Consider the following 20935-nt stretch of genomic DNA (forward strand, 5'->3'; position numbering starts at 1 on the left):
GTGTTGCGTACCGGAGTGCCCCGATGATCCGCCGATTGTTCGCCACTATCGAACCCTATGTGCTGATGCTGCTCGCGACCGTCGTGATCGCGACGCTGTTGCCGCCGCGCGGGGTCGGCGTGCCGATTTTCGACATCGCCGCCGATACCGCGATCGTCGCGCTGTTCTTTGTCCATGGCGCGAAACTGTCGCGCAGCGCACTGTTGGCCGGGGCGCGGCACTGGCGGTTGCACGCCGCGATCCTCGCGACCAGTTTCGTCGTGTTTCCGCTGCTCGGCCTTGCGATTACCGGCAGCGGCTTGCCGGCACCGGACCTTGCCACCGGATTGCTGTTTCTGACGCTGCTGCCCTCGACGGTGCAATCGTCGATCGCCTTCACCGCGATCGCGCGCGGCAACGTCGCGGCGGCGGTATGCAGCGCGTCGCTGTCCAACCTGCTCGGCATCGCGGTCACGCCCGCGCTGGCCGCGTTGCTGCTGCCGGGGACCGGCGGGGTGAACCTGTCGTTCGGCAGCGTGCAGGCGATCGTGTTGCAGTTGCTGGTGCCGTTCGCGGCGGGGCATTTGCTGCGGCCCTTCATCGGCGACTGGATCGCGGCCCGCAAGCGGTTGGTGACCACGCTCGATCGCGGGTCGATCCTGCTGGTCGTTTATACCGCGTTCGGCGCGGCGGTAACCGAGGGGCTGTGGTCGCAGGTCGGGGCGGCGGAACTGGCCGAACTGGTCGGATGGTGCGCGGCACTGCTGGCGGTGGTGCTGGTGCTGACCGGGCTGATCGCGCGGGCGATGAAGCTGGACCCCGCGGACGCGGCGGTGATGCGCTTTTGCGGCTCGAAGAAAAGCCTCGCGACCGGGGTGCCGATGGCGGGGGTGCTGTTTCCGCCGGCGCAGGTCGGCGTCGTGCTGCTGCCGGTGATGGTGTTTCACCAGTTGCAGCTGATCGCCTGTGCGTTTCTGGCGCGGCGACTGGCGGACGCGGCCGATGCCGCCGACGCGGTCAGGCCAGTGTCGGTGCCGGTGTCGCCAGCAGCGCGAACTCTTCCTTGAGCAGGTCGACGAAGCTGCTGAGATAGATCGGCATCACCCGCCCGCGTTGCAGCAGGATCGACATGCTGGCCGGGCGGACCACGCCCTCCGCCAGCGGCACTCAGCAAAGCTCGCCCGCCGCCAGTTCGCGCTCCAGCCCGATCCGCGACAGGAACGCGATGCCGATCCCCGCGCGGACGAGGTTCTTGAGCGTGTCGATCCGCTCGACCGTCGCCACCCGTTTCAGCGGCATATCGCTCGCGTCGAACAGGTCGTGCAACACGCTCTGCTTCAGCCAGTCGTCGTTCGGCGTCACGATCGCATGGGGAATGCAGTCGGGCAGGGTAATCCGGTCGAGCGCGGCCAGCGGATGGCCGGGCGGCACGATGACGCCGATCGGCGTCTGGACATGGGCGACGGTCGCGGTGCGCGACGTTCCCGTCAGATCGAACGCGCAGATCACGTCGGCGTCTTTCGACAACAATTCGGCCTTCACCCGGTGATTGTCGCCCGCCAGCAGCGAAAATTCGATCAGCGGAAAGCGCGACTGATACCGGGCGATGGTGCGCGGCACGAGGTCGTCGGCCAGACTTTCGGCGGCGGCGATCCGGATCAGCCCGCGCTCCCCGCCGCGCAGCCGCAGCATCTCGTGGCGCAGTGCGACGCTCTCGCGCTTCCACCGCCGGATATAGCCGAGCAGTGCCTCGCCCGCGGCGGTCGGGCGTATCCCCCGCGGCATCCGGACGAACAGCTGCACGTCGAGCTCCTCCTCCAGCTGCAACAGCTGGCGATTGACCGCCGACGACGCGATGTTCAACGATTCGGCGGCCTTGCGGATCGAGCCATGGCGTATCGCCTGATCGAAATAGAGTAACCCGGTCTTGATCAGGATCACCACCTCCGCACCGAACCGGCCGGCTCATTCGTCATCGACCGGAAGCCGTTGCCGGTCGCTGGTCTGCGCCAAATCGGAGCAGCCGTCGAGACGGTGTCGGGCTTGCCGATCGCGACGATAGCCTTATTTACATAATATCTCTTATCGAACTTGGTCAAAGTTGTAGCCGACGGTCAAACGGACCGAATTGCGACGCGATGCATCGGCCGCTTTGTTCTTTGCCGCCCGTGGATTTTGTCATATCATTCGGGGATGATTGATCGGCGCACCGTCCTCGGCTCTTCCCTCGCGCTCGGCGCTACCGCGGCCATGCCCGCGCCGGCGGTCAGCGCCGGCCGGCTCAAACAGTCGGTAAGCCGGTGGTGTTACCAGGATATTCCGCTCGACCGGCTGTGCGCGGCGGCGGCGGGTATGGGCTTGCAGGGCATCGACCTGTTGCAGCCCGCCGAATATGACGTGCCGCGCCGCTACGGACTGCGCTGCACGATGGGCTATGCCGCCGACGTGATGACGATCGCGAACGGCCTCAACCGCCGCGAGAACCATGCGGCGATCGAGCAGGCGTTCCGCGTCGGCATCCCGCAGGCGGCGAAGGCGGGCGTGCCCAACGTCATCGCGTTTTCGGGCAATCGCCGCGGCCTGTCGGACGAGGAAGGTGCGGCGAACGCCGTCATCGGCCTGAACCGCGTCAAGCGGATCGCCGAGGATCACGGCGTGACGATCTGCATCGAACTGCTCAACAGCAAGGTCGACCATGCCGACTATATGGCCGACCACACCGCATGGGGGGTGCGCGTCGCCAGCGAGGTCAATTCGCCGCGCGTAAAGCTGCTGTACGACATCTATCATATGCAGATCATGGAAGGCGACCTGATCCGTACCATCCGCGACAACATCCGCTGGCTGGGCCATATCCATACCGGCGGCGTGCCGGGGCGTCACAATCTGGATGCGACGCAGGAAGTGAACTGGCAGGCGGTCGCCCGCAGCATCGCCGATCTGCAATTCGACGGTTATTTCGCGCATGAATTCGTGCCCGTCGGCGATCCGCTGACCGCGCTGGCTCAGGCGGTGCGTATCTGCACGGTGTGAGCGGCGGGACGGTTTCGTTCCAGTTTCCTTGACGTCACGCCGGACGTGATCCGCCGTGCCGATGCACGATCGATGCCGCGACGTTTTCAAACGCGTCCTATTGCGGCGGTTCCTGCGCGCCACCTCCCGCACAAGCCGCCCGAAACGGCAGCCGCGTCCGGCGGCAGGGCGACATACAAAAAATTGTTTTCACAATTCCTTGGGTCCTTAAAGCGTTGGTAACGACCCCGGCAATAACGGACCCACCGTGTCGTGACGAACGACGCATGGGGACAGGCGGTACATCCGTCGCGTTATTTGAGGGAAATTCTCGGTGCATCTGTTCAACTCGGTATCCGCCACCTTGCGTTGCGGGATCTCGACCGCTGCCTTACTGACCGCGACGGCTTTTCCGGTGCATGCGCAGCAAGCGGTACCGGCACCGGTCGCTACTACCGCCGATCCCGCAGCAGTGCCGCAGGTCGATGGTGCGGCAGCAGCGCCCGTCGATGCCGGGCTGCCCGCGACCATCGTCGTCACCGGTACGCTGTTCCGCGATTCGAACGCGAGCTCGATCTCGCCGGTGACCGTGCTGACGTCGGAGACGCTCGAACGCGCCAACATCACGACGGTACAGGACGCGATCCGTTCGGTTTCCGCCGACAGCGCCGGTTCGATCTCGACCGGGTTCCGCAACGGCTTTTCGGCCGGCGGTGCCGCCGTATCGCTGCGCGGCCTCGGCGTTTCGTCGACCGTCGTGCTGATCGACGGGCTTCGTTCGGCGAACTTCCCGCTGAACGATGACGGGCACAATGCCTATGTCGACCTGAACTCGATCCCGTTCAGCGTCATCGACCGGGTCGAGGTGCTGAAGGACGGCGCGTCGTCGACCTATGGCGCGGACGCGATCGGCGGCGTCGTGAACCTGATCAGCAAGAAGCAGTTCCAGGGCGTCGAAGGCTCGATGCAGGGCGGCACGACCGAAAAGGGGGACGGCTCGCGCTACCGTGCCACGATGACCGCCGGCTATGGCGATTATCGCGAACAGGGCTTCAACTTCTACCTGAACGGCGAATACACCTACGACGCGTACATCACCAACAACTCGCGCGGCTATCCCTTCAACACGCTCGACCTGCGGCCGAGCGGCCTGTCCGACCGCAACCTCAACGACGAATCGCTGGTCGCGCAGAACCCGCAGGCGGTCGTGGTCCGGGTCAGCCAGAGCGATCTGAACAACCCGCTCTCGGGCAAGGTCGGTGCCCCGCTTTCCAACCAGTATCAGCTGCTCAATCCCGGCTCCTGCCCGTTTGGCACCTATACGGTGAACACGACGGCGGCACAGGGAACGGGCTGCGCCCACAACCTGCCCGACGAATATTCGATCATCCAGCCGCAGCAGCAGCGCTATTCGACCACCGGTCGCCTGAGCATCCGCCTGAGCGACAGTTTCGAAGCGTTCGCCAGTGGCAGCTATTCGCATTCCGAAGTCGACATCAAGGGCGCACCGACGGGCATCCGCCAGACGCAGCCGTTCGGCGGATCGGCGGCGCTCGCGTCCAGCAGCCCCGGCATCGTCCTGCCGGTCTATGTCTGCGCGGCCGGCGTCAATTGCGCGACCGCGGCCGACCGACGCCTGAACCCCAACAACCCCTATGCCGCCGCCTTTGCCAACAACCCCGGTCAGGGGGCGGCGCGCATCTATTATTCGTTCGGCGACATCCCGGCGAACAGCCACCGCTATGTCGACGTGTTCCGGACGACGGCCGGTATCTCGGGCGATCTGGGCGGCGGTTTCAAGTTCCGTCTGAACGGCGTCTATGCCCGCGACAATTTCAGCGTCACGCAACGCGGGTTCCTGAACATTCAGGGCCTGCTGAACGCGATCAACACCGGCAGCTACAATTTCGTCAATCCGGAGCAGAACACGGCGGCGGTACGCGAACAGATCTCGCCCGATCGCACCACGCCATCCTATTCGACGGTCGCGACGATCGGCGGTTCGCTGCTGAAGTCGGTGATGGTGCTGCCGGGCGGCGACCTGAACGCCGGTGTCGGTTTCCAGGTCCGTCGCGAGACGCTGATGAACCGCAACCAGAACCGCGACCTCAGCTATTACGGGCTGAACACGTCGTCGGCGCGGGGCGCGCAGACGGTGACTGCGGGCTTCTTCGAAGTCGACGCACCGTTCTTGCGCGAATTCGACCTGAACGTGTCGGGCCGCTACGACAGCTATTCGCAGGGCTATAGCCGTTTCTCGCCGAAGGTCGGCATGAAGTTCATGCCGATCGACCAGTTCTCGCTGCGGGCGACCTATTCCAAGGGGTTCCGGGCACCGACCTTTGCCGAGAACAACCCGGCCAGCAGCTATTCGGGCTTCTCGTCATTCACCCCGCCGGCCAGCTTCGTCGCGGCGCATCCCGGCAACTCGGCCTATACCGCCACCTACAACATTGGCGGCGGTTCGACCGGCAATCCCGACATCCTGCCCGAAGTCTCGCGCAGCTTCTCGGCCGGCGCCATCTTCAAGCCGGTGCGCTGGTTCAACCTGACCGTCGACTATTACAACATCAAGAAGTCGGACCTCATCATCAGCGGCCCGCTGCGCGCCAATGCGATCAAGGCCTATTACGAGCAGACGAACGCAACCGCCGGCTGTGCCGCGCTCGCGGCGGTGGGCGACGGCTATCGGTGCAACGTCATCGACGCGCCCGATCCCAACAACCCGGGTGCCCTGCCCCGCCTGCTCGTGTTCAACGTACCCTATGTCAACGCGAACTATCAGGTCAGTTCGGGCGTCGACATGCAGGCGAATCTGAACGTCGCGCTGTCGGACCGGGTGCGCCTCATCAGCCGGCTGGACATCACGCAGGTCATCAATCTCAACCTGGTGACCCCGGCGGGCGTGGTTCAGAAATATGCCGGTACGCTGGGGCCGTACCAGCTGTCGTCGGGCGGCGGTACGCCGCGCACCCGTGGCAACTGGCAGAACTCGGTCGAAATCGGCAATTTCGCACTGACCGCGACGACCTATTATGTCGGCCGGATCAAGCAGGTCGCCGCTGATCAGATCCCCGACGTCAACGGAGTAATCGATCTGTCGTGCAGCAAGGCGCTGACCGCGCAATGCTATATCCGGCCGTTCATCTATGCCGATCTGAATGCCGCGGTGGCGGTGAACGATCAGTTCCGTTTCTTCGTCAACGTCCAGAACGTGACCAACAACCGGGCACCGCTCGCATCGGGGGCCTATACCAGCAATCCGAACTATCTGAGCAGCTGGCATTATGCCGGTCTGGTCGGCCGGGCGTTCAGCGCAGGGGCCAATTTCAGCTTCTGAGCGCAACCGTCGATGCGTCCAGCGTCAGTCGTCACCGACCGCAGCGATGCGGTCGGTCCCGACATCGTCGAAGTGGAGCGTCACGCGGAAACCGGGTCGGGTATTGCGAAACTCGATCCGGCCGCCCAGTCGCTGGGTTGCGGAGCGGACGATCGCGAGACCCAGGCCGCTCCCTTCGCGACCCGCGCTCGTCGCAAGCCGCACGAAACGTTGTCCGACCCGGTCGAGATCGGCATCGGGCAAGCCAGGACCGTTATCGGCGACGCTCAGCGTCACGCTACGGCCTGCTTCGGCGATGCCGATCGTGACCATGCCGCCGTCGCCATTGTACCGGATCGCGTTGTCTAGCAGGTTCGACAGGATCTCGAACAACAGCGTGCGGTGACCGGCGATCGCCACGTCGGCTTCCGGCGCATCCAGATGGATGTCCACTCCCGCCTCGATCGCCTGACCGATCCGGCGATTGATGACGGCCACCACCACCTCGCGCACGTCGACCCGTTCGCGGGGGGGCGATGCACCGGCTTCCTCGGCCCTGGCTAGGGCAAGAAGTTGCGTGACGAGGCGTTCGAGCCGGTCGGCCGCATCGGCGATCTCGCCAAGCGCCGCCGGATCGCCGCGTCGCGCCAGCGCGACCTGTACCTTCAGCACCGCTAGCGGCGTGCGCATCTGATGCGAGGCGTCGGCGGTAAAGCGGCGGATGCCGGCCGTAGCGGTGTCGAGGCGCGCTAAGAGGTGGTCGAAGGCCTCGGCTAGCGGGCGTAGTTCTACCGGGAGCGGACCGGTATCGAGCGGCGACAGGTCGGGAGTTGCCCGCGTGTCGCGCGCCGCCACCGTGCCGCGCAGCCGGGCGAGCGGACGCAGGCTCCAGCCCAGCGCGGGGCGGATCAGCAGCATCGCCATGCCCACCAGCAACACCTCGCCCAGCAGCAGCGCGACCAGCAGCCGGCGTTGCAGCGCGTGGCGTCCGTCGAGCGTCTCGGCGACCTGCACGATCACCGGCCCGTCGATGCGTGGCAGGTCGCGACGCAACTCGGCGATGCGGATCGGCTGATCGCGATAGCTGGCATAGCGGAACCGCGGCGTATCGATCGCGAGATCGGCGATGCGCGGTGCCGACAGGCCGGCATAGCCGGTCAGCAGCCGCTCGCCGACCGCGATCCGGTAATAGACATTGTCGCGTTCGCTGTTTTCCAGCATCCCGAACGCGGCGGCGGGCAGGTCCATCGTCACCTCGCCGCGTTCGACCTGTACCGTTTCGGCGACCGCGCCCAGCGCGCCGCCCAGCACCCGGTCGTTGGTCCGCCGCACGACATCGGCGATCAGCGTCGCCCCGGCGAGACCCAGCAACACCGCGATGCCCAGCAGGGGGGCCAGCATCGCCGCGAGCAGCCGAGTGCGCAGCGCCAGCGCACGACCGCGATGGTTTTCGGTGCCGGCAGGACGCTCAGCCGGCATCGAGCAGATACCCGACGCCGCGCACGGTGCGGATCGTCGGCCCATCGGGGGCGAGCTTTCCGCGTAGCCGGGTGATGTTGACCTCGATCGCGTTGGGACCGACCGGATCGTCATAGCCGAACACTTCGGATTGCAGCGTTTCGCGCGGGACGATCTGTCCGGCCCGCGCCGCCAGCGCGTCGAGCACCGCCCATTCGCGCCGCCGCAGGTCGAGTACGCGGTCACCGATCTGTGCCTGCCCCGTCGACCGGTTGAGCACCAGCGATCCGATCACCAGTTCCGGGGTCGGATCACCGCCGCGCCGGCGGCCAAGCGCCCGGATACGCGCCTCCAGTTCCTCGGGCGCGAACGGTTTGCGCAGATAATCGTCGGCACCGAGATCGAGCCCGCGCACCCGGTCGTCGAGCGCGTCGCGCGCGGTCAGCATCAGCACCGGCACCTTGTCGCCGCGCCGGCGCAGCGCCTGCAAGACCGCGAACCCGTCGATGTCCGGCAGCCCGACGTCGAGAATGACCAGCGCATACGGCTCGTCTGCCAAGGCGATGAGCGCGTCCTCGCCCCGCGCGACCGGATCGACCGCGTGGCCGGCGCTGCGCAGCAACGCGACGATGCTGCGCGCCAGCGCGGCATCGTCCTCGACGATCAATATTCGCATCGGAAACCAATCCGGTGAAAGGTGGCTGACAGGTTCGATGCGTACGACATGCCCCAGTGCTTACCCGAACCGAGAGACGGGAAGCGAGAGGATGTGCATGAAACGACTCCTGATCCTGTTGATGACGCTGATCGGTCTGGCCGGGCCGGCGGTGGCGCAACGCCCGGCGGGCTATCCGCAGTCGTACGACGCGCTGATCGAGGCGGCGCGGGCCGAGGGCGGCGTGCGCATCTATGGCAATGCCGATGCGGCGGCGATGGCGGCGCTGATCGCCGCGTTCCGCCGCACCTATCCCGGCGTCGCCGTGCGGTACGAGGTACTCGAGTCGCGCGACATCTATCGCCGCGTCGTCACCGAAGCGCAGCGCCGGGTCCCAAGTGCCGACCTGATCTGGTCGTCGGGCATGGATTTGCAGGCCAAGCTGATCAACGACGGCTATGCCCAGGCCTATCACAGTCCCGAAAAGCCCGCCCTGCCCGCCGATGCGGTGTGGAAGAACATGGGATATGGCGTCACCGCCGAGCCGGTCGCGTTCGTCTACAACCGCCGCCTGATCCCGCCGGGGCGGGTGCCGCGTACCCATCAGGCGTTCGAGGCATTGTTGCGCGCCGGCCGCGTGCCGCTGACCGGCAAGGTCGCGACCTATAATCCGGCGCGATCGAACGTCGGCTATCTGTATCTGGCCGAGGATTATGCCATCACCCGCGACACCCGCTTGCTGGTCCAGGCGATGGCGGCGACGCGGCCATGGCTGTCGCCGCAGACCGAACCGATGCTCGCGGCGGTCGCGGATGGCCGCATCGCCATCGCGTACAACGTCGTCGGCCCCTATGCGCTGGCCGCCGCGCAGCGCGACCGCCGCGTCGGCGTGGTGTTTCCCCGCGACTATACGCTGATCGCCTCGCGCGTCGCCTTCATCGCGCGCGATGCGCGGCGTCCGGCGGCGGCGAAGCTGTTCCTCGATTTCCTGCTGTCGCGCACCGGGCAGACGCTGCTGGCCCGGCAATGGCTGTTGCCGGTGCGCAGCGACGTGCGCGCGCCGCGCCTGTCGGCCGGACAGCAGCGCCCGATCCGCGTCGGGCCCGAACTTCTCGTCAATCTCGATACGATCAAGCGCCGCCGCTTCCTTGCCGACTGGCGCGCGATCCTCACCGAAGGAAGCAAATGATGAAGCTTTTCCGAAGCGGTTGCGCGCTCGTCGCGCTGGTCGCCGCCACGCCGGCGCTGGCACAGACGCCGAGCGCCGCCGAACTGGCCGAACTGGTGCGCGCACAGGCCACCGAGATCGCGACGCTGCGCGCCCGGCTCGACCGGTTGGAGGGCGCGAGCGCCGCTACCGCCCCGGCCCTGCCCGCCACGCCCGCCGCCGCTGCGCTGCCACCGGCTCAGGTCGCGCAGACGCCGTCGCAGTCGGGCGGCAACGTGACCAGCCCGTTCGCGCCGCAGCTCGTTCCCCCCGGCCCCGCCGAGCGCGACGTCGCGCAGGCGCGGCAGGCCAATGCCGCCGGCGTCACCACCGAATGGGGCGCGGGTCTGCCCGTGTTCCACTCGGCCGACGGCATCTATACCTTCAAGCCGCGCGGCCGCATCCTGACCGATGTCAGCTCGACCTTCGGGTCGGACTATACCGCGCGCAACATCACCACCACCGGCATGCGCGCGCTGCGCCTCGGCCTCGAAGGCGGGGTCGGCACGCACTTCTTCTACCAGTTCGAAAGCGACTTTTCGGAGAACGAGGTCGACATCGTCACCGCGTTCATCGGGTGGCGCAACCGGATCGCGCCGGGCATCGATTACGACGTCCGCGCCGGCCACCTGTTCAACGATCGCGGGTTCGAAGGATCGACGGGTTCGGATTCGACGCCGTTCATGGAACGCACCGTCGTGTCGACCGCGATCATCCCGCAGCGCGGCTTCTATGGCATCGGCATCATGCCGCGCCTGTTCTGGAAGACCGGCCACGCGTCGCTGACGCTCACCGGCGACCGGATCGACGGTAACCAGTCGGGCAACGACAGCCGCACCGTGCTGGCCCGCGCCCATTGGAACCCGATCAAGACCGGCAACAGCGTCCTGCATCTGGGCGCATGGGGGTTCGACGAAGGGCTGGCCGCGGGCGCGACCACGCTGACCCGCAACACCGTGATCGGCGGCCGGTTCAACGGCGCGCTGCGCGTATCGTCGGGCGCGCTGACCGGCGGCACCGGCACCACCGGCTATGGCCTCGAACTCGGCGGCTATGTCGGCCCGGTGTGGCTGATGGGCGAAGCGGGGCAGCGCCATGCCCGCCTCGACGCCGGTCGCCCCGATTTCGTCAGCAAGGCGTGGAGCCTGTCGGGCGGATGGTTCGTCACCGGCGACCTGCCGCCCTATAATCCGCGTCTCGGCAGCTTCGGACAGCCGCGCGTGCTGCGTCCGATCTTCGAAGGCGGGCCGGGCGCGATCGAGCTGACCGCGCGCTACGAGAATCTCGATTACGCCGATCTGCTGACCGGTGGACAGGGCTGGGCCGCGACGATCGGTGCCAACTGGTATCTCAACAGCTTCACCCGCTTCCAAGCCAATCTGGTCCACTGGAACACCGACAATCGCGCCGGCGCCTATGTCGGGCCGGACGACGGCCAGACCGTCATGACCCGCATCGCCGTCACCTTCTGATCCCTCGGGGAGCATTACGCATATGGATCTCGCCCTGCTCGGCTTCCTGATGGTCGCCACCTTCATGACGCTCATCATGACCAAGCGGATGACGCCGCTGGTCGCGCTGATCACCGTCCCCACCGCCTTTGCCCTGCTCGCCGGTTTCGCCGGCGGCTTGGGCGACATGATGATCGACGGGATCAAGAACCTCGCGCCGACCGGCGTGATGCTGTTGTTCGCCATCCTGTTCTTTTCGATCATGACCGATACCGGTCTGTTCGACCCGCTGGTCAACCGATTGCTGAAGGTCGTGCATGGCGATCCGATGCTGATCCTGATCGGCACGGTCGTGTTGTGCGCGATCGTCAGCCTCGATGGCGATGGGTCGACGACCTACATCATCACCATCGCCGCGCTGCTGCCGCTGTACAAACGCTATGACATGAACCGGCTGTATCTGTGCTGCCTGCTCATGAGCACCAGCGGCGTGATGAACCTGACGCCATGGGGCGGCCCGACCGCGCGTGCCGCCAGCGCGCTGAAGATCGATCCCGCCACGCTGTTCCTGCCGCTGATCCCCGGCATGCTCGCCGGTCTCGCCTTCCTGATCGGTCTCGCCATCTGGTTCGGCCGCAAGGAACGACGCCGCATCGGCCATGTGAAGGCCAACGGACCGACCGCCTTCACCGGCATGGCGGTGTCGCAATTCCCCGAAGCGCGCCGCTATCACCTGCGCTGGTTCAACGGTGCGCTGACGCTGGCGCTGATCGTCGGGCTGGTGGTCGGCCTGCTGCCGCTATCGGTGCTGATGATGCTGGCGTTCGCCATCGCGATGATCGTCAACTATCCGCAGGTCGCCGAACAGAAGGAACGCATCGCGGCCCATGCCGGCAACGTGCTCTCGGTCGTGTCGCTGATCTTTGCCGCCGGCATCTTTACCGGCATCCTGTCGGGCACCGGCATGGTCGAGGCGATGAGCAAGGAAGTCGTCGGCTTCATCCCGCCGGCGCTGGGGCCGTATATGGCGCCGATCACCGCGCTGCTCAGCCTGCCCTTCACCTTTTTCATCTCCAACGACGCCTTCTATTTCGGGATGCTCCCGATCCTCGCGGAAGCCGGCGCGCATTATGGCGTGTCGCCGATCGCCATCGCCCGCGCGTCGCTGATGGGACAGCCGGTCCATCTGCTCAGCCCGCTCGTCCCCTCGACCTATCTGCTGGTCAGCCTTGCCGGTATCGACCTTGCCGATCACCAGCGGTTCACGCTGATCCCGGCGACGGCGGTCTGTGTCGTGATGACGCTGGTCGGGATGATCGTGCTCGCCTTCCCGTTCGTCAGCTGAACCGATGACCGAACTTTGGAACCATATCGTCGCGGACTTCGCCAATATCGGCAGTCCGTCCGCGCTCGCCGCCTTTACGCAGGTCGTGCTGATCGACGTGATGCTGGCCGCCGACAATGCCATCGTCGTCGGGGCGCTGGCCGCCGGATTGCCGGCGGACATGCGGCGCAAGGTGATCCTGATCGGCGTCGGTGCGGCGCTGGTCCTGCGCGTCGCCTTCGCACTGGTCGTGACGCAGTTGTTGCAGCTTACCGGCCTCGTCTTTGCCGGCGGACTGCTGCTGGTGTGGGTGGCGTGGAAGATGTGGCGCGAACTGCGCGATCATGACGATACGCCGGGCGAGGACGGCGCGATCAAGGCCGTCGCCCCACGCAGCTTCGCCAGCGCGGCATGGGCGGTGGCGGTCGCCGATGTCAGCATGAGCCTCGACAATGTGCTGGCGGTGGCCGGTGCGGCGCGCGAGCATCCCGGCATCCTCGCCGTCGGCCTGATCCTGTCNCGCGGTCGCCGATGTCAGCATGAGCCTCGACAATGTGCTGGCGGTGGCCGGTGCGGCGCGCGAGCATCCCGGCATCCTCGCCGTCGGCCTGATCCTGTCGGTCGCGCTGATGGGTCTTGCCGCCAACGTGCTGGCGCGGGTGATCGAACGCTATCGCTGGGTCGCCTATATCGGCCTTGCCGTCATCGTCTATGTCGCCTGCCGCATGATCTACGAAGGGCTGACCGATCCGTCGCGCGGCGTGCTGAGCCTGTTCGCTTGAAACGGGACGCGGCGAACATCGTCCTGCGCTTCCTCGCCGCGATTGCGGTGGGCGGGGCCGGCGGCGCGATCTTCGCCGCGATCGGCGCGCCGCTGCCATGGGTGCTGGGATCGATGGCCGCCTGCGCCGTCGCCAGCATCGCCGGCCTGCCGATCGCCGCCAGCGGCGCGACCCGCCGACCGATGGCGGCGGTGATCGGTCTGGTGCTCGGCAGTTCCTTCCATCCCGGCCTGATCGCGCTGGCGCGCGAATGGTGGCTGCCGCTGCTGTTGCTGCCGCCGTTCCTCGCGCTGGCCGGGCTGTTGTGCGTCCTATGGTTCCGGCGGGTCGCCGGCTTCGATCCCGCCACCGCCTATTTCGCCGGCATGCCCGGCGGCATCGCCGAAATGGTGGTGATGGGCGGCGAACGCGGTGCCGACGAACGCACCATCGGCCTGATCCATGGCGCGCGCATCTTTCTCGTCGTCTTTCTCCTGCCCTTCGTCATCCGGCATTTTCATGCGGCGGCGGCCATCGCCGCCGCGCCGGTCACGTCGATCAGCCCATGGCCGTCGCCCGCGTTGTTCGTCTGGGGCGGGATCAGTCTGACTGTGGGCCTCGTCCTCGGTCGCGCTTTGCGTCTGCCGGCATGGCATCTGATGGGGCCGCTCGCGATCAGTGCCGCGCTGCACATGACCGGCGTCACCGATTTCCGCGTGCCCGGCTGGCTGCTGGCGGCGGCGCAGATCGGGCTGGGCGCGACGATCGGCTGCCGCTTCGCCGGGCTGGATCTGCGGGCGTTCGTCCGCCTGCTGGCGCTGGCCGCCGGATCGACGCTGATCCTGATGGTGCTGACCTTCGTCGTCGCCATCCTGCTGGGTCGGGCCGCCGGGTTCGACATCGCGCTGCTCGCGCTCGCCTATTCGCCCGGCGGGCTGGCGGAGATGAGCATGGTCGCGCTCAGCCTCTCGCTCGAACCCGGTATCGTCGTCGTCACCCATCTGGCGCGGGTCGCCATCGTCCTGCTGTTCGCCCCCCTCGCCTTTCGTTCGGAGAAGCCGTCATGACCCCAAAACCGACACCGCTCGTCCTGCTCCCGGCCATGGGATGCGACGGCCAGCTATGGGCGCGACAGGTCGTCGACCTCGGCGACATCGCCCATCCCGAACTGGGCGACCTGAGCGTCGACGACAGCCTGTCGGCAATGGCCGCCCGCGTGCTGGCCCATGCCCCGCCGCGCATCGCGGTCGCCGGGGTCAGTCTGGGCGGCTATGTCGCGCTGGAGATGATCCGGCAGGCACCCGAGCGGATCGAACGCGTCGCGCTGTTCGGGACGCGGGCGACGATGGCGATGCGCGCGCGCACCGTCGACGAACAGGGGCTGCTCGCCACCGCACCGCATGCCGACCCCATGTTGACCCCGATCGTCAGCGGCCCGGTACAGGCAATGGCCGAACGCGTCGGCACCGATGTCTTCGAACGCCAGCAGCGCGCACTGCTCGCCCGGCCCGATCTCGACCTCGCCATCGCTGCGGTCCATGTGCCGACGCTGGTCGCGGTGGGGGACCGCGACCGCATCTGCAAGGTCGAGGATGCGCAGGCATTGGCCGATCGTATTCCCGACGCCCGCTTTCATGTCATCCGCAACTGCGGTCACCTGTCGCCGATGGAGCGATCGGGCGAAGTGACCATGTTGTTGCGACACTGGCTGACCGACCGCTTGCGCTGACCACGGTGTCGCCTATGCAGGTCTGATGCAGCCAATCCGCAATATCGTCGTCCTGACGGGAGCGGGCGTTTCCGCGGAGTCGGGTATTGCCACGTTCCGCGGCCCCGGGGGCTTGTGGGAAGGGCACCGAGTCGAGGACGTCTGCACGCCCGAAGCGTTGCGGGCCGATCCCCGGCTCGTGCACCGCTTCTACGATCTGCGGCGCGCGGCGCTGGCGGACGTGGATCCCAACGCGGCGCATGTGGCGTTGGCGGAACTCGAAAGGAGCTGGACCGGCGAACTGCTGATCGTGACGCAGAATGTCGATGACCTGCACGAGCGCGCGGGGACGCACCGGCTGCTGCACATGCACGGCGCGCTGCGGTCCGCCCTGTGCGCAGTATGCGGCACCCGCGTAGCGCATACCGGCCCGTTGCCGCCGAACAGCCCCTGCGGCGCATGCGGCGGAGCGGCGTTACGGCCCGACATCGTGTTCTTCGGCGAGATTCCGTACGCGATGGACCGGATCGTCGACGCCATCGGCACCTGCGATCTGTTCGTGTCGATCGGCACGTCGGGCGCGGTCTATCCCGCCGCCGGGTTCGTCGAATGGGCCAATGATCGCGGCGCGGCGACGCTCGAACTCAACCTCGAACGCTCGGCAGGGTCGGGCCGCTTCGATGAAAGCCGCCTCGGCCCGGCGAGCGAACTGGTGCCGGCATGGGTCGCGCAGGTGCTGTCGGAACGGTGACCGCGACTGCAAGGCGACGGGTCGCAGCGGTGTCGTGCCCGCGCCAACCGACCGGAACCCGCCGATTTTCCCCGGCGGCGCACTCGCATCGTCGACCCGCATGCCTTATGTGGACAGCATGTTGTTCTGGTCCTTCCCGCCCGTCGCGCGTCGCAATGGTGTCCCGCAATGACCTGGCTCGAAAAAATCGCGATCGTCGCCTTCATGGTCCTGTTCATGGAGTGCTTCGCTTGGGCGGCGCATAAATACGTCATGCATGGCTGGGGTTGGGGCTGGCACAAGTCGCATCACGAGGATCACGCCGGCTGGTTCGAAAAGAACGACCTTTATGCGGTAGTCTTCGCGATCGTGCCGATCGCGCTGTTCGTCGTCGGCCTGTGGTGGGAACCGCTGTGGTGGGCCGCGCTCGGCATCACCGTCTATGGCGGCATCTACGCCTTCGTCCACGACATGCTCGTCCATCAACGGGGCGGTTTCCGGTGGGTGCCCAAGCACGGCTATTTCAAGCGGCTGCTGCAGGCGCACCGGCTGCACCATGCGGTCGAGGGCAAGCATGGCACCGTTAGCCACGGGTTTCTGTTCGCCCGCAAACCTGCCGTGTTGAAGGCGCAGTTGCGCGCCCATGCCGACCAGCGCCAGCGCGTTCCGCAGCGCGACCGACAGGATGATCTTTTACCGTCAGACGCTGAGCGGTGAGGTCGATCGCGTCCGGATCGAAGGCCTTGCGACGTCAGACGCTGATCGGCGTATCGCTGTCGGTTGCGATCGTCGTCACCTGGCTGGCGATCCATATCACCGGCATATTCTTCTGGCAGTGGAGCGTCGGCACCCTGCCGATCGCCATCGCGCTGATCCTGGTGCAGACATGGCTCAGCACCGGGCTGTTCATCATCGCCCACGACGCGATGCATGGCGCGCTGGCGCCGACCCATCCCGTTCTCAATCGCACGATCGGTACGCTGTGCCTGTCGCTCTATGCCTGCCTTTCCTACGCCGCGCTGCTGCCGCAGCACCATCTGCACCACAAGCATGCGGGCCGGCACGGCGACCCCGATTTCCATGGCGGCGATCCCCGTCTGGCCGCGTGGTTCCTGCAGTTCTTCCGGACCTATTACTCGCACGGACAAATCGCCCGCATCACGGTGATGGCGCTGATCTACATCTTTGGGTTCGGCGCATCGCTCGGCAACATCGTCGTGTTCTGGGCAGTGCCTGCGCTGGGCGCGGTCGGGCAATTGTTCGTGTTCGGAACATGGTTGCCACACCGCGAACGCGAAGCGCCGTTCGTGGACGCGCATCGCACGCATAGTCTTAGGGTCGGTCCGCTACTATCGCTGCTGACCTGTTTCCATTTCGGCGGCTATCATCACGAACATCATCTTTCGCCCGGTACGCCGTGGTGGGGACTGCCCGCCCGACGCCGGGCGATCGTCGGGCGGACCGACCAGCGCTGAGCGTCGATGCGCGCCGCCTGATCCTCGCGATCCGTCACGCCATGCGCAGGGTCGATTGCATCAGCACGTCGTCGGGCGTCCGGCGGTGATCGATCCACCATTTCGCATCGACCTGCGCCGCGAGTCCGGCGATGCAGGAGGGGTGCGAGCGAACCAGTTTCGCCAGCCGTTCGGCGCGGATCGTGTCGGCCCATGCCACCTGTTGCGCACTGCCGGTCAGGGGCGGCAGCGCATATCCGGCGATGGCGGCGCGATCGGCGGCGGCCTGTTCGGCCCGGGCCGTCGCCATGCAATCGGCGCAACGCTGCCGCTCCAGCCGCAATTCGGTGCGGGTTTGGTCGGCGGCGGTGAAGGTGAAGATGTCATGGTGCTGCAGATGGCCGCAGCGATGCCGGATGGTTCGTTTCATGCGCGCGACGATGAGTCGGCGAGTCGGGCCGATCCACTGGCTTGAGTCGAGACGAGTCGCCCGCGCGGCGAACCGAATCAGCCGATGGCGAACAGCCGCAGGAAATAGCCGGCGAAGCGCCGCGCCTCCGCCTCCATCCCGTCCGCCGGCGCGGGTTCGACCCCCCACAGGCGACGATTTTGTTGCGCACCGGTCATGCCGATCAGCATCCGCGCCATGTCGGTCGGTCCTTCGTCGCGCAGCCGGCCCGCCGCGATCTGTTCGGCGATGTAGGTGGCAAGCGCGCGTTCGATATGGCCTGCCGCCTGTTCGTAGAAGATCGCCCCCACTTCGGGGAAACGGCCGCTTTCGCCGACGACCAGACGCCATGCCGCCACCGCGTCGGGATGCGCGGTCTTGTTCATGAACACCCGGCAGAAATTGACGAGCGTCGCCGGCATGTCGCCGGGCGTCAGCAGCTCGTCGGTCACCCGCTGGCGAAAGGCGGCGGTGACGTCGGCAATCACCGCCGCGAACAATTCCTCCTTCGACCGGAAATAGCTCCACAATGTCGCCTTCGACCCGCCCAGCGTCTTGAGCAGGCCCGACATCGATGTCGCGGCATAGCCGTCGTCGAGGAACGACCGACGCGCGGCGGCGACGATCGCGTCGCGGCGATCCTGTTTGCGCGCTTCCCGCTTGCCGGGCGCGGTTTCTTCGGTCGTACTCATAAACTGTACCGTCGGGTACAGATAATCGTTGACAGGCGCAAGCCGCAGGATCATGGCACGCGGCGTACCCACTAGTACGGTTTTCGCATGACAACTGAGATTCTCCGGAACGCCCGTTCGCTGGTGCCGCTTGCGGTCCTGTTCCTGTCCGGCTGCGCGACCGTACCCCATCTTGCGGATGCGCCGGTGCCGCGGACGTCGGCCAGCTTCGCCGCCGACCGCAGCCTTGCGGCAACGGGCGATGCCGCATGGCCGGTGCAGAACTGGTGGCAGGGCTATGGCGACACCCAGCTCGATACGCTGATCGCCGAGGCGCTGGCCGGATCGCCCGACCTTGCCGCCGCGACCGCGCGGATCGCGCAGGCCGAGGGCTATGCGCAGCAGGCCGGCGCCGCGCAGCTGCCGACGCTCGGCGCATCGGGCAATGTCGCGGCGACCAAGCAAAGCTATAACAACGGCATTCCCGCCGATTTCGTGCCGAAGGGCTGGAACGACACCGGCCGGGTGCAGGGCGAACTGGGCTTCGATCTCGATCTGTGGGGCCGCAACCGTGCGGCCTTTGCGGCGGCACGGTCGGACGCGGCGGCGGCGCAGCTCGATCTGGCGCAGGCGCAGCTGACGCTGTCGACCAATATCGCCGATGCCTATGCCGATCTGGCGCGGCTGTTCGCCGAACGCGCGGTGGCGCTGGCGGCGCTCGACGTGCGGCGGCAGACCGCGAAGCTGACCGCCGACCGGGTGACCGGCGGTCTGGATACGCGCGCCGAGCAGAAGCAGGCGGACTCGGCGGTGCCGGCAGCGCGTGCCGATGTAGCGGCAACCGACGAAGCCATCGCCCTGACCCGCAACCGCATCGCCGCGCTGCTTGGCAAGGGGCCGGACCGGGGGCTGGCGATCGCCCCGCCCGCCGCGACCATCGCCGCGCGCGGACTGCCGATCGGCATCACCACCGACCTGATCGCGCGCCGTCCCGATATCGTCGCGGCCCGGACCCGCGTCGAGGCGGAAGCGAGCCGGATCAAGGTCGCGCGCACCGATTTCTATCCGTCGTTCAGCCTGTCGGCGGTGTTCGGCCTGCAATCGCTGGGCCTGAGCAATCTGGTGAAGGGCGGATCGACCGCGGGCAGCATCGGTCCGGCGTTCAGCCTGCCGATCTTTCGCGGTGGCGAGTTGCAGGGCCGCTACCGCGTGGCGCGGGGCAGCTATGACGCGGCGGTCGCCGATTACGACCGGACCGTCACCGACGCCTATCGCGCGGTCGCCGATGCGGTGGTGAGCCAGCGTGCGCTGACCACCCGCCTGACGGAGTCGCAACAGTCGCTGACCGATGCGCAGGCCGGATACGATGTCGCGCGGCAACGGTTCGAAGGCGGCCTGTCGCGCTTCACCGACGTGCTGGTCGCGCAGGACCGGGTGTTGCAGGCGCGGCGGATCGTCGCCGATCTGCAGGCGCGTGCCTTTACCCTCGATGTAGCGCTCGTCCGTGCGCTGGGCGGCGGGTTCACCGCGCCGGCCACCGCACAGCAGAACAAGGACCTGACCCATGGCTGATGCCGATCCCGCCGACCGCAGCTTCGCCGAGGCCAAGGCTGCGTCCGACACCCCTGCCCCGTCCAAGCGCAAGAAGCTGCTGGCCGGCATCGCCGCGATCGTCCTGTTGGGCGGCGCGGGCTATGGCACCTGGTATGCGCTGGTCGGCAGCAACTATGTCGAGACCGACAACGCCTATGTCGGTGCCGAGACCGCGCAGATCACGCCGATGGTCGCCGGACAGGTGATCGCGATCGGCGCATCGGAAACGCAAGGCGTGAAGCGCGGCGACGTGCTGGTCCGGCTCGACGACAGCGACGCGCGGATCGCGCTGGCCAGTGCCGAGGCCGATCTGGCCAAGGCGCGCCGTGAATTCGGGCAGACTTCGGCCACCAGCGGCGCGCTGTCGGCGCAGGTACAGGCGAAGGGGGCCGAGGTGACCAGTGCCCGCGCGCAACTGGCATCGGCGCAGGCGTCGTTCGACAAGGCACAGGTCGATTTCAACCGTCGGCAGCGGCTTGCCCCCAATGGCGCGGTATCGGGCGACGAGCTGACCGCCGCGACAAACGCGCTGGCCTCCGCCCGCGCGGCGCTGGAACAGGCGCGCGCGGCAGTGGCCGAGGCCGGGTCGCAGCGGGTCGCGGCGGCCGGCAATCTTGCCGCCAATCAGGCGCTGATCGAGGGGGTCACGGCCAACAGCGCGCCCGACGTGCTGGCGGCGGAGGCACGCGTGCGGCAGGCGCGGCTCGACCTCGACCGCACCATCGTCCGCGCTCCGATCGACGGCGTCGTCGCCAACCGCACCATTCAGGTCGGACAGCGCGTTGCGGCGGGCACGACGATGATGCGGATCGTGCCGGTGAACAGCGCCTATGTCGACGCGAACTTCAAGGAAGGCCAGTTGACCAAGGTCAAGCCGGGCCAACCGGTGAAGCTCACCTCCGACCTTTACGGCGACGAGGTCGAATATCATGGCCGGGTGGTCGGTTTCTCGGGCGGCACGGGATCGGCCTTCGCGCTGATCCCGGCGCAGAACGCGACGGGCAACTGGATCAAGGTCGTGCAGCGCCTGCCGGTGCGCGTCGCGCTTGAGCCAAGGGAACTGGCGGCGCATCCGCTGCGCGTCGGGCTCTCGATGACTGCCGAGGTGGATGTTTCGGGGCGGTGACCCCGCTTCCGGCAAACCGTACCCCCGCGTGCGCGGGGG

At 67.1% G+C, this 20935-nt stretch carries 20 protein-coding genes and 1 pseudogene; 15 read left to right on the forward strand and 6 right to left on the reverse strand.

Translation table 11 applies throughout. From position 1 onward, the window contains the following. Positions 1–23: 23 nt before the first annotated feature. Complete coding sequence (locus ASE90_RS06845) at positions 24–1046, forward strand: bile acid:sodium symporter family protein (RefSeq protein ID WP_055998158.1); 1023 nt, start codon at positions 24–26, stop codon at positions 1044–1046. Here the strand turns inward: ASE90_RS06845 and ASE90_RS19595 are convergent. Together ASE90_RS19595 and ASE90_RS06850 are read right to left on the reverse strand one after the other, a co-directional pair. Continuing rightward, positions 997–1146 carry a hypothetical protein gene (locus ASE90_RS19595; RefSeq protein ID WP_156361487.1) on the reverse strand — a complete coding sequence of 50 codons (150 nt, stop codon included), beginning with the start codon at positions 1144–1146 and terminating at the stop codon, positions 997–999. The two genes, ASE90_RS06845 and ASE90_RS19595, sit on opposite strands and share 50 nt — an antisense overlap. Continuing rightward, positions 1147–1920: a LysR family transcriptional regulator gene (locus tag ASE90_RS06850; RefSeq protein WP_162235063.1), complete on the reverse strand. Its 774-nt coding sequence runs from the start codon at positions 1918–1920 to the stop codon at positions 1147–1149. Between the two features lie 252 nt (positions 1921–2172). On the opposite strand from ASE90_RS06850, the gene ASE90_RS06855 reads away from it, so the two are divergent. After that, complete coding sequence (locus ASE90_RS06855; protein WP_055998164.1) at positions 2173–3012, forward strand: hydroxypyruvate isomerase family protein; 840 nt, start codon at positions 2173–2175, stop codon at positions 3010–3012. 394 nt (positions 3013–3406) lie between these two features. Continuing rightward, the gene (locus ASE90_RS06860) at positions 3407–6331 is read left to right on the forward strand and encodes a TonB-dependent receptor domain-containing protein (protein ID WP_235531701.1); all 2925 of its coding nucleotides are present in this window, start codon (positions 3407–3409) and stop codon (positions 6329–6331) included. A 24-nt stretch (positions 6332–6355) separates the two neighbouring features. Here the strand turns inward: ASE90_RS06860 and ASE90_RS06865 are convergent, their stop codons facing one another. Then, positions 6356–7789, reverse strand: a complete 1434-nt coding sequence (locus ASE90_RS06865; RefSeq protein ID WP_055998166.1) for a sensor histidine kinase — start codon at positions 7787–7789, stop codon at positions 6356–6358. After that, positions 7779–8444 (reverse strand): response regulator transcription factor, encoded by a 666-nt coding sequence (locus tag ASE90_RS06870; protein ID WP_055998168.1) that lies wholly within the window; start codon positions 8442–8444, stop codon positions 7779–7781. The genes ASE90_RS06865 and ASE90_RS06870 overlap by 11 nt, the downstream gene beginning before the upstream one ends. 97 nt (positions 8445–8541) lie before the next feature. Here ASE90_RS06870 and ASE90_RS06875 point away from each other — a divergent pair, with 97 nt between their 5' ends. The 10 genes and pseudogenes from ASE90_RS06875 (at position 8542) to ASE90_RS06915 (ending at position 17079) form a co-directional block, all read left to right on the forward strand. Further along, positions 8542–9612, forward strand: coding sequence for an ABC transporter substrate-binding protein (locus ASE90_RS06875; protein ID WP_055998171.1), 1071 nt, complete (start codon positions 8542–8544; stop codon positions 9610–9612). Beyond that, a complete protein-coding gene (locus tag ASE90_RS06880; RefSeq protein WP_055998175.1) occupies positions 9609–11102 on the forward strand; it encodes an OprO/OprP family phosphate-selective porin in 1494 nt (497 codons plus the stop codon). Before ASE90_RS06875 ends, ASE90_RS06880 begins: the two co-directional genes overlap by 4 nt. Before the next feature lie 22 nt (positions 11103–11124). Then, complete coding sequence (locus ASE90_RS06885; RefSeq protein ID WP_055998178.1) at positions 11125–12426, forward strand: CitMHS family transporter; 1302 nt, start codon at positions 11125–11127, stop codon at positions 12424–12426. A gap of 4 nt (positions 12427–12430) precedes the next feature. Beyond that, positions 12431–12924: YjbE family putative metal transport protein (locus tag ASE90_RS20520; protein WP_414888957.1), on the forward strand; the 494-nt coding region annotated here is incomplete at its 3' end. A gap of 1 nt (position 12925) precedes the next feature. Continuing rightward, positions 12926–13187, forward strand: a pseudogene (locus tag ASE90_RS20525) (TerC family protein); the annotation flags it as partial. Next, positions 13184–14233 carry an AbrB family transcriptional regulator gene (locus ASE90_RS06895; RefSeq protein ID WP_055998181.1) on the forward strand — a complete coding sequence of 350 codons (1050 nt, stop codon included), beginning with the start codon at positions 13184–13186 and terminating at the stop codon, positions 14231–14233. The pseudogene ASE90_RS20525 and the gene ASE90_RS06895, both read left to right, overlap by 4 nt. Continuing rightward, a complete protein-coding gene (locus ASE90_RS06900; RefSeq protein WP_055998184.1) occupies positions 14230–14895 on the forward strand; it encodes an alpha/beta fold hydrolase in 666 nt (221 codons plus the stop codon). The genes ASE90_RS06895 and ASE90_RS06900 overlap by 4 nt, the downstream gene beginning before the upstream one ends. A 25-nt stretch (positions 14896–14920) precedes the next feature. Continuing rightward, positions 14921–15625, forward strand: a complete 705-nt coding sequence (locus ASE90_RS06905; RefSeq protein WP_055998187.1) for an NAD-dependent deacylase — start codon at positions 14921–14923, stop codon at positions 15623–15625. A 168-nt stretch (positions 15626–15793) separates the two neighbouring features. Next, positions 15794–16321: a sterol desaturase family protein gene (locus ASE90_RS06910; protein WP_055998190.1), complete on the forward strand. Its 528-nt coding sequence runs from the start codon at positions 15794–15796 to the stop codon at positions 16319–16321. A 26-nt stretch (positions 16322–16347) separates the two neighbouring features. Continuing rightward, positions 16348–17079: a fatty acid desaturase gene (locus ASE90_RS06915; RefSeq protein WP_235531702.1), complete on the forward strand. Its 732-nt coding sequence runs from the start codon at positions 16348–16350 to the stop codon at positions 17077–17079. Between the two features lie 34 nt (positions 17080–17113). On the opposite strand, the gene ASE90_RS06920 is transcribed toward ASE90_RS06915, so the two are convergent. Both ASE90_RS06920 and ASE90_RS06925 read right to left on the reverse strand, forming a co-directional pair. After that, entirely contained in the window at positions 17114–17488 is a 375-nt protein-coding gene (locus ASE90_RS06920; RefSeq protein ID WP_055998193.1) for a hypothetical protein, read from the reverse strand. Positions 17489–17565: 77 nt separating this feature from the next. Next, complete coding sequence (locus ASE90_RS06925; RefSeq protein ID WP_055998251.1) at positions 17566–18198, reverse strand: TetR/AcrR family transcriptional regulator; 633 nt, start codon at positions 18196–18198, stop codon at positions 17566–17568. An 87-nt stretch (positions 18199–18285) separates the two neighbouring features. Between ASE90_RS06925 and ASE90_RS06930 the strand changes: the two genes are divergently transcribed. Next, the gene (locus ASE90_RS06930; protein ID WP_055998196.1) at positions 18286–19749 is read left to right on the forward strand and encodes an efflux transporter outer membrane subunit; all 1464 of its coding nucleotides are present in this window, start codon (positions 18286–18288) and stop codon (positions 19747–19749) included. Next, positions 19742–20896: an HlyD family efflux transporter periplasmic adaptor subunit gene (locus ASE90_RS06935; RefSeq protein WP_055998199.1), complete on the forward strand. Its 1155-nt coding sequence runs from the start codon at positions 19742–19744 to the stop codon at positions 20894–20896. Before ASE90_RS06930 ends, ASE90_RS06935 begins: the two co-directional genes overlap by 8 nt. Positions 20897–20935 lie beyond the last annotated feature (39 nt).

Source organism: Sphingomonas sp. Leaf67 (assembly GCF_001421965.1).
In the GTDB taxonomy this organism is placed as follows: Bacteria; Pseudomonadota; Alphaproteobacteria; order Sphingomonadales; family Sphingomonadaceae; genus Sphingomonas.